Origin of the sequence: Brevundimonas sp. UBA5936 (genome assembly GCA_002430835.1) — a bacterium.
Lineage (GTDB): Bacteria > Pseudomonadota > Alphaproteobacteria > Caulobacterales > Caulobacteraceae > Brevundimonas.
Genome location: DJDA01000092.1, coordinates 1 through 13247, shown reverse-complemented (window position 1 = coordinate 13247; position 13247 = coordinate 1). Strand labels below are relative to the sequence as shown.

Below are 13247 nucleotides of genomic sequence, written 5' to 3'. Positions count from 1 at the left end.
GAATCCGCGACCTGAGGGGGCGGCGTCGTGGCATTAGCGCAGACCAGCGGCTACCCTCTTGCCCGGCGTGATTGCCTAATTGGCTGGTGGGCGGCGATCCAGCTGGCACTCTGGCCAAAAGCTAGGTGAGCGGGCACGTAGCACGGCTTTTCCTTCATCCGTGACGCTCGTTTTTGCGCTGGCGCTTAAGTTCGTCGGCAGAAAATATTTCTCTGCGATCGTACCGGGGGCGGCATTAGCCAAGATTTCCGTGTGCCGTATTTGCAACTCGTCAGGCGCATTCGGCGAGCTTCATAGTTGCATGAAGTTGCATCTATTTTCGTGGCGTTCCGAGGCAAGATAGGTATTGTTGGCCAACAATACGTTTTTACTCGCATGCTCGACGGAACGGCCAATAGATGGCCTCTTGTCTGTCGCTGCCGCGCCTGTCTAACGCCTTACCTCACGGTGTTGCTGTATGAGGAGGCGTCAGGTGGCGAAGGGACCAGGGATTGTCAGAAAGCACGAGCTTCGGCGCGTGATCGACATCCTCAAGGAGAAGGGCGTGCCGCTCGGCTCCTTGGAATTACTGCCGGGCGGCGAGGTTCGATTGAACCTGGCGCTGCTGGCACCGCAGCCTATCAGTTCGGATCTAGCTGCTGAGGTGAGCGCGTGGGACGAGGCCTTGAAGTAATCCGCTTTCCCAATGTCAGCGCGTTTCGCGACCGGCATGGGGTGACGCGCTATCGTTACCGCAAGGCAGGCTGCAAGCCGGTCTATCTGCATGGCGCGCCCAACTCGCCTCAGTTCGCCGCTGAGTATGAGGCGGCGGTGAATGGGATCACGACGAAGCCGGAGATTGGGGCGCATCGAACTGTGCCCGGCTCCATCAACGCTCTGGCTGTCGCCATCTATGGATCCGCGGAGTGGGCTCAGTTGTCACGCACGACCCAGGCCACCTATCGCGGCATCATGGAGCGGCTGCGCACGGAGCATGGCGACCGGGCAGTGCGGGCCATTCGTACCGAACACATCCTGCTTATGAGAGATCGCAAAGGGGCGCTCCCATCTGCGGCAAACAATCTGGTCAAGGTGCTGCGATGGATGCTGGCGTTCGCGGTGGCGCGGAAGATGCGGCCCGATAATCCGGCTGTCGGCATCAAGCCCCTGAAAATCGCGTCTGAGGGCTTTCCTGTATGGGGCGAGGCGGACATCGCGAAGTTCGAGGCCCACTGGCCTGTGGGGACGCGAGAACGGCTTGCGCTCGACCTGTTGCTCTACACAGCCCAGCGATCCGGCGACGTGCGCCGGATGGGGCGTCAGCACGTTCAGGACGGCGCCATCTTGGTCCGCCAGGAGAAGACCAAGGCCTTCCTCGAATTGCCGGTTCATCCGCGCTTGAAGGCGTCGCTGGATACGGTCGCGTCAGACCAAATGCTGTTTTTGGTCACGCAATCGGGTGTTGGCTTTACGGCAGGCGGATTCGGGAACTGGTTCCGTGGGGCTTGCCGGGCGGCCGGCATTCCTGATCGTTCGGCGCATGGACTTAGAAAGTCTGCTGCTACGCGGCTGGCTGATGCGGGCTGCACCGAGGCGCAGATCAAGGCCGTGACTGGCCACCAGACCTCCAAGGAGGTCGAACGCTATACGAAGGCGCGGGATCAGCGGCTGTTGGCGCAGGACGCCTTCGCCATGATCGGCGGCACGCAACGCGAACAAACTTTGGCTAACCCGGCAGGGAAGTTAGCCAAATCGATCGGTAACTGACTGAAAATGAAGGAAATTGTGATGGTGGTGGCGGACAGAGAGGGATTCGAACCCTCGATAGAGTTGCCCCTATACACGCGTTCCAGGCGTGCGCCTTCAACCACTCGGCCACCTGTCCATTCCACCTGAGCCCGGATGCGTCCGGGGCGGAGCCGTCGGGAGCGGACCGACGGGAGGGGCTGATTAGAGCATGACGCCCCCATGGGCAAGCGCCCTTGAAGCCTCCATATAGGCGAAGACGCTGTTTTCGCGGAGTTCGCGCCATGTTGTTGAAGAAGAATGCTGAACTGCCCACGCTTGAGACGGCTCTGCCGGGCCGGGCCGAGGCGTTGCCGACCGATGAGGCCCACTTCGTCCTGGGTCATGCGCTGAAGGGGCCGCATCCGGCGGGAATGCAGACGGCCGTGTTCGGCATGGGCTGTTTCTGGGGAGTGGAGCGCGTGTTCTGGCAGTTGCCGGGCGTGTGGGTCACGTCGGCGGGCTATGCGGGCGGGATCACGCCCAATCCGACCTATGAGGAGGTCTGCTCGGGCCGCACCGGCCACACGGAGGTGGTGCAGGTGGTGTTCGATCCGGCCCGGATCTCATACGGCGACCTGCTGAAGGCCTTCTGGGAGAACCATGACCCGACGCAGGGCATGCGTCAGGGCAACGACCAGGGCACGCAGTATCGCTCGGCCATCTATACGTTGAACGGGGCGCAGCAGGCCGAGGCGCTGGCCTCGCGCGAGGCCTATCAGGCGGCGCTGAGCGCGGCGGGGCGCGGGGCGATCACGACCGAGATCGAACCGGCCGGGCCCTACTATTTCGCCGAGGGCTATCACCAGGGCTATCTGGCCAAGAATCCGGCGGGCTATTGCGGCATCGGCGGGACGGGCGTGGTCTGCCCGATCGGCCTGGGCGTCGGGGCCTAGGATGGACCGCGCGGGCGTAGGCAAGGCCTGCCTGGCCTTGCCGGGGGCGACGATGGATCACCCGTTCGGGCCGGGCCATGACGCCTATAAGGTCGGGGGCAAGATGTTCGCCATCATCGGGGCCGAGGGCGGGTTGTCGTTCAAGGTCTCGGACATCGCCTACGAGGTGCTGACCGAAGAGGGGCGGGCGGCGCCAGCCCCCTATCTGGCGCGGGCGAAGTGGGTGCATCTGGCCGATCCGGGCGATTGGCCGGATGATGAACTGGCCGATCATCTGAAGTCGGCCCACGCCCTGATCGCCGCCAAGCTGACGAAGAAGGCGCGGGCCGAGCTGGGGCTTTAGGCGGCGGCGTTCCGCGACCGGAACCACAGGTAGAGAATCCCCACGGGCGCGATGAAGATCGAGAAGCCCCACAGGAAGAAGTTCACCAGCACCTTCAGGAACATCAGGATGATGGCGTTCATGAAGAAGACGGTCTCGCCCATCATCACCCGCTTGATCTCGTCCCAGACCAGTTTGGAGAAGGGAAACAGCAGGGCGCCGACGCCGAACACGGCCAGGGTCACGGCCCGGTCATGCATCGGCTTGGCGCCGTCCAGCGACAGCACCATCCAGATCATGAAGGCCATGAAGGCGGCGCTGAGCACATAGGCGCGGATCAGATAGCCCGGCTGAACCGAGCCGAAGATGCGTTTGATGAAGTTCATGTCGGAGGGAGGCTTTCTTACCGGGTCTTGGTCTTCTGTTCGGCGATCCAGCGGTCCATGCGCGCGTCCAGCAGGGCCAGCGGTAGGGCGCCGTCGACCAGCAGGGCGTCATGGAAGGTCCGCACGTCGAAACGGTCGCCCAGTTCGCGCTCGGCCTTCTGGCGGATTTCGCGCAGGCGGATCTCGCCGATCTTATAGGCCGTGGCCTGGCCGGGATCGCCGATGTAGCGCTGCAGTTCGGTCTCGATGTTGTGCGCGGACAGGGCCGAGTTGTCGCGGAAGCAGGCGCGGGCCTGTTCCTCGCTCCAGCCCAGCCAGTGCAGGCCGGTGTCGGCCACCAGACGACAGGCGCGCCACATCTCATAGCTGAGGCGGCCGAACCGCTCATAGGGCGTGCGGTAGATGCCCATCTCCTCGCCCAGAAACTCGGAATAGAGGCCCCAGCCTTCGCTGAAGGCCGTGACCGAGGCGTCGCGGCGGTAATAGGGCTGGTCGGCGGCTTCCTGTTGCAGGGCGATCTGCAGGTGGTGGCCCGGCACGGCCTCGTGCACCGTCAGGGCGGGCAGTTCATACAGGGGGCGCTGGTCCAGTTTTCCGGTGTTGACGATGTAGCCGCCGGCCACGCCCGTCGCCATCGATCCCGCGTTGTAGCGGCCGGTGGTGTAGGTCTCCTCCATTTCGATCGGCACCGGGCGCACGCCATAGGGCAGGCGCGGCAGGGTGGCGAACAGCGACGGCAGGCGGTCGTCCGAGCGTTTGGCGATTTCGGACGCCTTCTCCAGCAGTTCCTCGCGCGTCTTGGCGTAGAATTGCGGGTCGGTGCGCAGGAAGGTCAGGAAGCCGGAGAAGTCGCCGGTCCAGCCCGCGGCGCGCATTTCCGTTTCCATGCGAGCGCGGATGCGGGCGACTTCCTGCTGGCCGATTTCATGCACCTGATCGGGCGTCAGGTCGGTGGTGGTGTGGCTGCGGACCAGGAAGGCGTAGAGGTCGCGGCCGCCGGGGCGGTGAACCAGGCCCGGCTCCTGCGGGGCCTTTGGCGCGTACTCGTCGCGCAGCAGGTCGCGCCAGGCGGTGCGGCGAGCGGTGATCGGTCCCTCGACCAGGGCGCGGGCGCGGGCGCGGAACTGCTCCTGCTGGGCGGCGGGGATGGAGGCGGGCAGGGCGTTGAACGGACGCAGCAGGACGTCGCCCGCCTCGCCCGGTTTCAGGTCGCGCTCAGCCTGGGCCAGGGCGCTGTCGACGACCGAACGGGCCTGGATCAGGCCGGTCTCCAGCCCGCGCCGGGTGTTGGCGATCCCGGCGTCGTAATAGGCGGGCGCGGCCTCCAGGCGCTTCAGCCAGGCCTCGGCGTCGGCGGCCGTGGCGATGCGCGTGGCGGGCGCCAGATAGGCCAGAAGCTGGCCGGGACCGCCTTCGGAATCAAAGGCCAGACGCGACGGGTCCAGCGCGATCCGCTCCAACTCTCGCCCGATCAGATAGCCGACGAAGGCGTGGTTCAGGCGGTGGGCGTCGTCCAGCGCGGCCGGATTGATGGCGTCCAGCCGCGCCTTCAGGGCGTTCAGCGGGGCGCGGCGGGCCAGTTCCCCCGCACGGCTGGCGTCGGGCAGGCGCGACAGGGCGGCGCGGTCGCCGTCCATGCCCGAGCCGATGGGGTCGACCTGGCGCAGATAGGCTTCGTAATCGACCAGCAGGGCGTCCAGCGCGGCGGCGGCCGGCGACTGGCCTTGAACGACGGCGGCCTGGGCCGGCAGGGCGGCGGCGCCCGCAAGGCCCGACAGGCCGATACCGGCGGCGAGAAGAAGATGACGCATGAACTAAAGCCCTCCCAAGAACTGGCGGGGAGGGGAGCGGACCACGCCGCTGCGGTCAAGCCTTCAGCGGCACAACGCCAGGAAACGCGCCGCGCGGCCCTCTGATCCAGGCTGGGCGGCCATCATCGCGCGCTGGTCCCCGTCCCACACCGCCAGCCAGCCGAGGCGGCGAAAACGCAGGAAGACGGGGTGGGAGGCGGGCGCCGTAGCGACCAGGTGGACGCCGTCGTGCATGTCGGCCGCCTCGACGCGGGCGGGAAAGGTTTCGGTGTCGCCGCCCGACTCCAGGGTGATGGCGCGACGGTTCGGCGCCTGATCGGCGGCCAGGGACAGGCCGATCTTGCCTGAGCCGGGCGCGCACATGAGGCTGAGCGGCACGTCGTCGGACTGGGCCAGGCCATAGGACAGGCGCGGCTCGTCCGGGTCTTCGTTCAGGAACCAGTCGTAGCCGGCGACGGGCAAGGGCGCGCCGGTCGTGTTTAGCGGGGCGACGCTGGGGGCGCAGGCGCCCAGGGCGGCGGTCAGGGCTAGGGGGGTGATGAAGGCGGCGGCAGTCAGCCAGCGGGCAGGGCGCATCCTCGTCCTTATCCGGTGCACAGTTCGGCGAAGCGGCGCAGCTTGGACAGATTCGCTCGATCGATCTCGATGGCGGTCGCCTGATCGCCGAGGGCGAGGGTCAGGCGGCCTGAGGCCAGGAAGGCGGCGAAGACGGGATGGTCGGCGCGCAGCGTCGCCTCCAGCCGTCCGCGTCGCGCGCGGGCCTCGACCTCGGCCGAGGCGTTGCCGGAGCGGATGACGGCGAAGCCGTCGGCGCCGGGCGCGTCATGGAAGGCCAGGCGAACGATGCTGGAGCCGGGCGCGCATTCCAGCGTGGTGCGCAGGCGCGGCGTGTCGGGAATCTCATTGGCCAGGACCAGCGGTCCGTCGCCGCTGTAGAGGGTCCAGGTCCAGCCCTCGGACGCGCGGGCTGATCGGGCGGGCGATGCGGCCTGGGGCCGCTCTGCGGGCGGATGCGCCCCGGTCTGAGGGGCCGTCTGCACGGCCAAGGAGAGCAACGTGGCCTGAACCAGGCCGAGCATTGAGGTCATGTTTCAGCCCCCGCTGAGGAAGACGGGGGACTGTGGTCAGGCATGTCCCGAAGCGCAATAGCTAAGAAAGCCCTGGACCATTCGCCGCTCGGCGCGGGTGGCGGTCAGCTGGCGGTCCCCGGCCTCGGTCTGGACCGTCATGCGGCCGCCGCGCGCCAGGCCGGTCAGGGCCGGGTCGCCGAGCGGCAGACGCGTCTCGAAGGCCTCGCCGTTCGACAGCGGGTCGATGGGCTGCGGCTCGTGCGAGGCCAGGATCAGGCCCGCGCTGCGCGGCTGGACGTCGCCGTAGACCACGGCGGCGCCGTCGCCCGGCGCGCAGGTCAGCATTAGGGCCAACTGGTCCGAATCCGGCAGGCCATAGGCCAGTTTGGCCATCGGCCCCTCGTGCAACATATGCCAGCCGGCGACGGCCTCGGCGCCGCTGCGGGATGAAGACGGACCATGGGTCGCCGCATGGGCCGCGACCGCGGCCAGGCCCACGGCGGCCAGGATGGGAAAGACGGTTTTACGCATGACAAGTTCACTCGCGTTCGACAGATCAAACGCGGGTCGCTTGTTAACGGTTCACGGCTCCGCTGGATCGCGCGCGATTCAGTGATGCGGTGCGGCCGGAATCACACGTTTCGGTGAACGCGGGTCAGAAGGGGCTGAAGCGCTCGACCAGGGACTGGGCGGCGGGCGTCGCCTGCATCCGGCTGATGTCGCCGCGCCCGCCGTAGCTGATGCGCGCCTCGGCGATCTGGCTGTGGCGGATGGTGTTGGCGCTGGAGATGTCTTCGGGGCGGACGATGCCGGCCACGGTCAGCTCGCGCACCTCGCGGTTGGTGCGCACTTCTTGCCGACCCTGGATGACCAGGTTGCCGTTGGGCATGACGGCGGTGACGACGGCGGCCACCGTCAGGTTCACCCGCTCCGAGCGGTTGACGCTGCCCGAACCGTTGGCGTTCACCGCCCCTTCCGTGCCGATCATATTGGCCGGGTCGAAGCCGCCGGGGAAGGCGCGGCCGAGGCTGTTCTCCAGCCCGAAGAAGTTGGTGACGCCGCCCGAGGCGCTGTTGGTGCGGTTGCGCTGGGTGGTGTTCTGGGTCTGGGCGCGGTCGTTGATGTCGATGGAGACGGTCAGGATGTCGCCGACGCGCCGCGCACGCTGGTCGCCGAAGAAGCTGCGCGCGCCGGTACGCCACAGGCTGTTGGCGCTAGCCGAGGTCGGCTCGGGCAGATAGGCCTGCTCGACCGGGACCAGGGCGGCCGGATAGCCGATGGGGGCCAGTTCCGGTCCCTTCACCGCCTCGATGGCGGTGGAGCAGGCGGCCAGGCTCAGGGCGGACAAGGACAGGGCGGCGACGGTGATGGGGCGCATGATGGAACTCTCGCTCAACGGGCGGCGAACTGTTGCGGGTTGCGGCGGGCGATCTGGGCGGCGGGACCGGCGACGGCCCGGCCGGGGGCCACGGCCACGGCGTCGATGGTGCGGTTGGACTGGACGTTCAGGATCGGCACGGCCTCGCCCGCAGAGGCGTTGCGGGTCGCCTTGCCGGTGACGGTCAGCTCGACCCCGTCGTTGATATAGGCGACCTCGACCATGTCGTTGCGGGCGATGACCTGGGGCGAGGCCAGGTCGCGCGGACCGACGGGCGAGCCGGCGCGCAAGGCGCGTTTGGCCTGAAGGCCGATCACCGCTTCGGCGTCCTGGGGGCCGCCTGCGGGGGCCAAGTGCGACTGGACCGAGGCCCAGACCACGTCCTCGGGCTGGATCACGTCGCCGGCGGCCAGGCTGCGGGCGTAGGTCAGAACCTCGACGCTGGAGCCTGCCCGGGCGGGCGCGCCGACGCTGGCGGCCGCGGGACGGGCCGAGGCTTCGGCAGCCAGAACCCCGCTGGAAAGCGCGCCGCCTTCGCGCACCACAATGCGGCGCAGGCCGGTCGGATTGCTCCACTCCAGCCCGGCGCGGCGCGCGGCGATCTGGACCTGCGAGGCCTCCAGAACGGCGGTGGCGCCGGCGCGACGGCCGACTACGACGTTCGAGGCGGCGCCCGCGTCGTCGAACAGCTCGCCCAGGGTGATGCGGCCGTCGTCGTCGACCGGATCGGGCAGCAGATTGACCGGCCCGGCCCATGCGGGGGCGGCGAATGCGGCGACGGCGGCGGCGAGGATCAGGGCGCGCTTCATGGCTCAGACCTTCCCTTCAGCTCTTCACCTGGGCCGAGACGGACAGCATCTCATCGGCGGTGGTGATGACCTTGGAGTTCATCTCATAGGCGCGCTGGGCGACGATCAGGGCGGTGATCTCGCTGACCGCGTCGACGTTCGACGCCTCGGTGTAGTGTTGCAGCAGATTGCCGTAGCCGACGTCGCCGGGCGCTCCCACCGTGGCCGGGCCCGAGGCCGCCGTCTCCAGCAGCAGGTTGTCGCCGATGGCTTCCAGACCCGCCTCGTTGAAGAAGGTGGCCAGTTCCAGCTGACCCACGACCTGCGGCTCGGTCTGGCCGGCGGTGGTGACCTGGACCTGGCCCGACTTGGAGATGGAGACGTCCAGGGCGTCCTGCGGAATGGCGATGGCTGGTTCGACCGCATAGCCGTCGTCCGTCACCAGTTGCCCTTCGCCGTTGACGGTGAAGTTGCCCGCGCGGGTATAGGCCAGCTCGCCCGAGGGCAGGGTGATCTGGAAGTAGCCCTTGCCCTGGATGGCGATGTCGTAGGTGTTGCCGGTGCGGTTGGGGCTGCCCTGTTCGGTGATGCGATAGACGCTGCCCGCCTTGACGCCCGAGCCGATCTGGATGCCGGTCGGAACCACGGTGCCCTGCGACGAGGACTGGGCCCCCATGCGCTCGACGTTCTGGTACAGCAGATCCTGGAACTCGGCCCGCTGACGCTTGAAGCCGACCGTGTTCATGTTGGCGATGTTGTTGGAGATGACCTCCACGTTCAGCTGCTGGGCGGCCATGCCGGTGGCGGCGGTGCGAAGCGCGCGCATGTCTCAGCTCTCCCTTACGAAACCCGGCCCAGCCGCTCGACGGAGCGGCGTGACAGGTCGTTGGCGTTTTCGATCATCTTGGTGACGCGCTCATAGGCGCGGCTGATCTCGATGAGGTTGGTGATTTCCACGAGGGTGTTGACGTTCGACCCTTCCAGCATCCCCTGGCGGACCTGGGCGTCGGTCGCGTCCATCGGCTGGGCGTTGGAGGCGTTGCGGTACAGGCCGTCGCCGGACTTCTGCAGCACCGACAGGGCGTCGAAGCGCACCACGGTCAGGCGGCCGACGGGCTGGCCTTCCTGGCTGATCGTGCCGTCGTGGGCGACGCTGGCGGGGCCGCGCTGCGGGTCCAGAACGATCTCGGCGCCGTCGGCCAGCACCGGCAGGCCCTGCTTGGTCGTCAGACGGCCTTCAGGATCGGTGACGAAGGCGCCGTCGCGGGTATAGGCGAGGCCGCCCGCCGTCTGCACGGTGAAGAAGGCGCCTTCGCCTTCGATGGCGAAATCCAGGTCGCGGCCGGTCTGCTTCAGCGAGCCCTGTCCGAAATCGCGGCCCACGCCCTTGTCCAGCACGAAGCTGGCCGAGGGACGGATGGCGTCGTTGCGGGCGCGCTGGCCGACCTCGGTCCCGACCATCAGCTGCTCGACCTTGAAGCCGGTGGTGTCGGCGTTGGCGACGTTGTTGGCCACGATGTCCAGCTCGCGGCGAAGCGTCATCTGACGAGACAGTCCGATATAGGCGGCGTTTTCCACGAGCGGGCTCCTTTCGCCGTTTCCCGTCGCAACGACCGTGCCAACAGGGTTAATGCCCGTGGAATGGGGGTTTGAGCGGTTTCAGCCGCTGCGGCGCCCGGCAGGATTTGCCGATTGTAAACGCCTCGTTAACCAAAACAGGGCCACACCCGGCATGTGAGGATCGGGGCGGCTTACGCATGCTGAAACTGAAGCTGGGCAAGAAGAAGAGCGAAGCGCCGACCGGCGACGACGCGAACCTGCCCGCCGTGAGCGACGGCGCGCCCGGCGCCGAGGGCGAGGACGGCGAAGCCGCGCCCGCCAAGAAGAAGATCCCCCTGCTGTTCATCATCATCCCGGCGGCTCTGGTGGTGCTGGGCGGGGGCGGGGCGACGGCCTTCCTGCTGATGAAGCCCAAGCCCGCCGAGGCGGCGGGCGATCATGTTGCCCCGACCAAGGAAGAGAAGAAGGGCAAGAAGGAGGGCGGCGGCCACGGCGGCGGAGAAGGCGAGGCGGCGCCCGAGGGCGCGGGCAAGATCGCGGCCGGTCCCGACGGCGTGACCTTCTACACCCTGCCCGACATGATCGTGAACATTCAGTCGGCCGACGGACGCCCGACCTATCTGAAGCTGCGCCTGACGCTGGAGACGAAGGACGCCGCCGTCGCCTCGCACCTTCAGGCCGAGGCCCCGCGCATGCAGGACATGTTCCAGGGCTTCCTGCGCGAACTGCGGCCCGAGGATCTGGCAGGTTCGGCTGGATCGTATCAGCTGCGCGCCGAGATCTTGCGCCGGGTCAATCTGATCGCCGCGCCGGGCAAGGTCGACGCCGTGCTGATCGAAGAAATGCTGGTGCAGTAGGGATGACCGACGCCCTGGCCCCCGAGACGGAACTGGACCCCTTCGGCGGCGACGCCGACCTGGGCGCCGACCTGGGCGCGGGCCTGTCCGAACGGGTGCTGAACCAGGACGAGATCGACAGCCTGCTGGGCTTCGACATGGGCGGCGGGGACGACTCCGAACGCAGCGGCATCCGCGCCATCATCAACTCGGCCCTGGTCTCCTACGAGCGCCTGCCGATGCTCGAGATCGTCTTCGACCGCCTGGTGCGGTTGATGACGACCAGCCTGCGCAACTTCACCTCCGATAACGTCGAGGTCAGCCTCGACACCATCAGCTCCATCCGCTTCGGCGACTATCTGAACTCCATTCCGCTTCCGGCCATTCTGGCGGTGTTCCGGGCCGAGGAACTGGACAACTACGGCCTGCTGACGGTCGATTCCAACCTGATCTATTCGATCGTCGACGTGCTGCTGGGCGGGCGTCGCGGCACGGCGGCCCTGCGGATCGAGGGGCGGCCCTACACCACCATCGAGCGGGTGCTGGTGCAGCGCATGGTCGAGGTCATCCTGAACGACGCCCGCCAGGCGTTCGAGCCCCTGACCCCCGTCCACTTCAACCTGGACCGGCTGGAGACCAATCCCCGCTTCGCCGCCATCGCGCGCCCGGCCAACGCCGCCATCCTGGTCAAGCTGCGCATCGACATGGAAGATCGCGGCGGCCGGGTCGAGCTGCTGCTGCCCTATTCGACGCTCGAACCGATCCGCAAGATGCTGCTGCAGCAGTTCATGGGCGAGAAGTTCGGTCGCGACAACATCTGGGAAGGCCACCTGGCCACCGAGCTTTGGACCACCGAGACCGAGGTGCGCTGCGTGCTGGACGAGCAGCAGATGCCCCTGTCCAAGGTGCTGGACCTGAAGGTCGGCGACACCCTGATGCTGAACGTCACGCCTGAGTCCGAAGTGTCGGTGCGGGCGGGCTCCATCCCGCTGACCACCGGCCGCATGGGCCGCAAGGGCCAGCACATCGCCGTCCGCGTCGAAGGCCCCATCAGCACCGACGCCGCCGCCCGCCTCGCCAGGGAGAACAGCTGACATGACCGGCATCATCCTCGACTCCATTCTCATGCTGCTGCTGGTCGCGGCCATCGGCTACGGCATCAAGCTGGAGCGCAAGCTCAAGACCCTGCGCGAGGGGCAACTGGCCTTCGCCGCCGCCGTGACCGAGCTGAACAGCGCCGCCGGACGCGCCGAACAGGCGCTGGCCACCCTGCGCGCCTCTGGCCAGGAGACGGACCTGCTGCACGACCGCATCATCAAGGCCCGCGCGGTGAAGCAGGAGCTGGAGGTGCTGATCGCCCGCGCCCCCGCCCGCCCGAGCGACAGCCGCATCGAGACGCGCGAAGACGAACGCCGCGCCGCCGCTCGTGCGCCGGTCAGTGCGGAGCCGATGGTCGAGCCCGAACCCGCCCGCACCTCTTCGGTCGCGCCCTTGCTGGACGACGAGGCCCGCGCGCGCCGCATGGCCTCGCTGATGGAGCGCATCGAGGGCGCTCGCGCCGTCATGAAGGCGCCGTCGCCGAAGCCCGCGCCTGTCGCCGAGCGCGCCTCGTCGGTGATGCAGGCCCTGGCCGCTAACCATGCTGCGCAACAGAGCCTAAACCGCGCCCGCCGTAGTCTGGACGACGACCTGTTCGCTGCCTGATGTCAGCCCCTACGTCCGAGGCGCGAAGCATCTTTTTTGCCCTATGTCCGACGCGCGGCGCCGGACGACTTGAGGGCGCCTTTCCTGAGTTTGACCGATGAGCAAGCTGCCCCGCCTTCTGCCCCTGATCGCCGTCGCCATCGGCGGCGTCGTGGCCGTGCGCGCCGCGGGCGTGGCGCCGGAGCTGTTCCAGGGCGCCACCGCCTGGGCTCAGGAAGCGGTCGCGGGGGAGGGCGAGGCGGCCAAGCCAGAGGCCAAGCCCGCCGCCGTCTGCGCCCTGACGCCGGAGCAACTGGCTCAGCAGGCGGGCATTTCCCCGGCTGAACTACGCATAATCCAGTCCCTGTCCAAGCGCCGCGACGCGCTGGACGCGCGCGACGCTGACTTCGCCACCACCCTGCCGCTGATGGTGGCCGCCGAGCAGAAGCTGGACGCCAAGCTGCAGGCGCTGGAGGCCCTCAAGGGTGAGATCAGCGCCCTGGTCGGTCAGGTGGACGAGAAGGAAAAGGCCGAGGCCGACCGTCTGGTCGCCGTCTATTCCGCCATGCGGCCCAAGGAGGCGGCGGCCGTCTTCGCCACCCTGGACGACAGCGTGCGTCTGCCGGTCGCCTCGGCCATGCGCCCGCGCACCCTGGCCGCCATCATGGCCCAGATGCAGCCCGCCGCCGCGCGCGAACTGACCGAGAAGCTGGCCAGGCGCTTCCAGGCCCAGCAGTACGCCGCCCGCGCCGC

General features: G+C 68.0%; 17 protein-coding genes and 1 tRNA gene. 8 read left to right on the top strand and 10 right to left on the bottom strand.

What is annotated here, in order from left to right; translation table 11 throughout:
- The first annotated feature begins 517 nt into the window (after positions 1 to 517).
- Positions 518 to 673: a hypothetical protein gene (locus B2Y21_RS08755; protein ID WP_292058973.1), complete on the top strand. Its 156-nt coding sequence runs from the start codon at positions 518 to 520 to the stop codon at positions 671 to 673.
- Positions 652 to 1746 carry a tyrosine-type recombinase/integrase gene (locus B2Y21_RS08750; protein WP_292058971.1) on the top strand — a complete coding sequence of 365 codons (1095 nt, stop codon included), beginning with the start codon at positions 652 to 654 and terminating at the stop codon, positions 1744 to 1746. Before B2Y21_RS08755 ends, B2Y21_RS08750 begins: the two co-directional genes overlap by 22 nt.
- A 28-nt stretch (positions 1747 to 1774) precedes the next feature.
- Here the strand turns inward: B2Y21_RS08750 and B2Y21_RS08745 are convergent.
- Positions 1775 to 1864 (bottom strand) — tRNA-Ser (locus B2Y21_RS08745).
- A gap of 145 nt (positions 1865 to 2009) precedes the next feature.
- Between B2Y21_RS08745 and msrA the strand changes: the two genes are divergently transcribed.
- Together msrA and B2Y21_RS08735 are read left to right on the top strand one after the other, a co-directional pair.
- Positions 2010 to 2660, top strand: coding sequence for a peptide-methionine (S)-S-oxide reductase MsrA (gene msrA, locus B2Y21_RS08740; RefSeq protein ID WP_292058969.1), 651 nt, complete (start codon positions 2010 to 2012; stop codon positions 2658 to 2660).
- A 1-nt stretch (position 2661) separates the two neighbouring features.
- Positions 2662 to 3003, top strand: a complete 342-nt coding sequence (locus B2Y21_RS08735; RefSeq protein WP_292058968.1) for an MmcQ/YjbR family DNA-binding protein — start codon at positions 2662 to 2664, stop codon at positions 3001 to 3003.
- Here the strand turns inward: B2Y21_RS08735 and B2Y21_RS08730 are convergent.
- From B2Y21_RS08730 to flgF, 9 genes are all read right to left on the bottom strand, one after another.
- A complete protein-coding gene (locus B2Y21_RS08730; RefSeq protein WP_292058967.1) occupies positions 3000 to 3368 on the bottom strand; it encodes a hypothetical protein in 369 nt (122 codons plus the stop codon). The genes B2Y21_RS08735 and B2Y21_RS08730 overlap by 4 nt on opposite strands.
- A gap of 17 nt (positions 3369 to 3385) precedes the next feature.
- A complete protein-coding gene (locus tag B2Y21_RS08725; RefSeq protein ID WP_292058966.1) occupies positions 3386 to 5179 on the bottom strand; it encodes a DUF885 domain-containing protein in 1794 nt (597 codons plus the stop codon).
- A 63-nt stretch (positions 5180 to 5242) separates the two neighbouring features.
- A complete protein-coding gene (locus B2Y21_RS08720; protein WP_292058965.1) occupies positions 5243 to 5755 on the bottom strand; it encodes a hypothetical protein in 513 nt (170 codons plus the stop codon).
- Between the two features lie 8 nt (positions 5756 to 5763).
- Positions 5764 to 6267: a hypothetical protein gene (locus B2Y21_RS08715; protein WP_292058964.1), complete on the bottom strand. Its 504-nt coding sequence runs from the start codon at positions 6265 to 6267 to the stop codon at positions 5764 to 5766.
- A gap of 36 nt (positions 6268 to 6303) precedes the next feature.
- Positions 6304 to 6780 (bottom strand): hypothetical protein, encoded by a 477-nt coding sequence (locus tag B2Y21_RS08710; protein ID WP_292058963.1) that lies wholly within the window; start codon positions 6778 to 6780, stop codon positions 6304 to 6306.
- A gap of 124 nt (positions 6781 to 6904) precedes the next feature.
- Complete coding sequence (gene flgH / locus B2Y21_RS08705; protein ID WP_289648548.1) at positions 6905 to 7630, bottom strand: flagellar basal body L-ring protein FlgH; 726 nt, start codon at positions 7628 to 7630, stop codon at positions 6905 to 6907.
- Between the two features lie 11 nt (positions 7631 to 7641).
- On the bottom strand, positions 7642 to 8436 hold the full coding sequence (gene flgA / locus B2Y21_RS08700) for a flagellar basal body P-ring formation chaperone FlgA (RefSeq protein ID WP_292058962.1): 795 nt from the start codon (positions 8434 to 8436) through the stop codon (positions 7642 to 7644).
- A gap of 16 nt (positions 8437 to 8452) precedes the next feature.
- A complete protein-coding gene (flgG, locus tag B2Y21_RS08695) occupies positions 8453 to 9241 on the bottom strand; it encodes a flagellar basal-body rod protein FlgG (protein ID WP_046651706.1) in 789 nt (262 codons plus the stop codon).
- A 14-nt stretch (positions 9242 to 9255) separates the two neighbouring features.
- Positions 9256 to 9993, bottom strand: a complete 738-nt coding sequence (flgF, locus tag B2Y21_RS08690; protein ID WP_292058961.1) for a flagellar basal-body rod protein FlgF — start codon at positions 9991 to 9993, stop codon at positions 9256 to 9258.
- 179 nt (positions 9994 to 10172) lie between these two features.
- Here flgF and B2Y21_RS08685 point away from each other — a divergent pair, with 179 nt between their 5' ends.
- The 4 genes from B2Y21_RS08685 to B2Y21_RS08670 form a co-directional block, all read left to right on the top strand.
- A complete protein-coding gene (locus B2Y21_RS08685) occupies positions 10173 to 10832 on the top strand; it encodes a flagellar basal body-associated FliL family protein (protein WP_292058960.1) in 660 nt (219 codons plus the stop codon).
- A gap of 2 nt (positions 10833 to 10834) precedes the next feature.
- Positions 10835 to 11905: a flagellar motor switch protein FliM gene (gene fliM, locus B2Y21_RS08680; protein ID WP_200216252.1), complete on the top strand. Its 1071-nt coding sequence runs from the start codon at positions 10835 to 10837 to the stop codon at positions 11903 to 11905.
- Between the two features lies 1 nt (position 11906).
- Positions 11907 to 12515, top strand: a complete 609-nt coding sequence (locus B2Y21_RS08675; RefSeq protein ID WP_292058955.1) for a DUF6468 domain-containing protein — start codon at positions 11907 to 11909, stop codon at positions 12513 to 12515.
- A gap of 97 nt (positions 12516 to 12612) precedes the next feature.
- Positions 12613 to 13247: MotE family protein (locus tag B2Y21_RS08670; RefSeq protein ID WP_292058953.1), on the top strand; the 635-nt coding region annotated here is incomplete at its 3' end.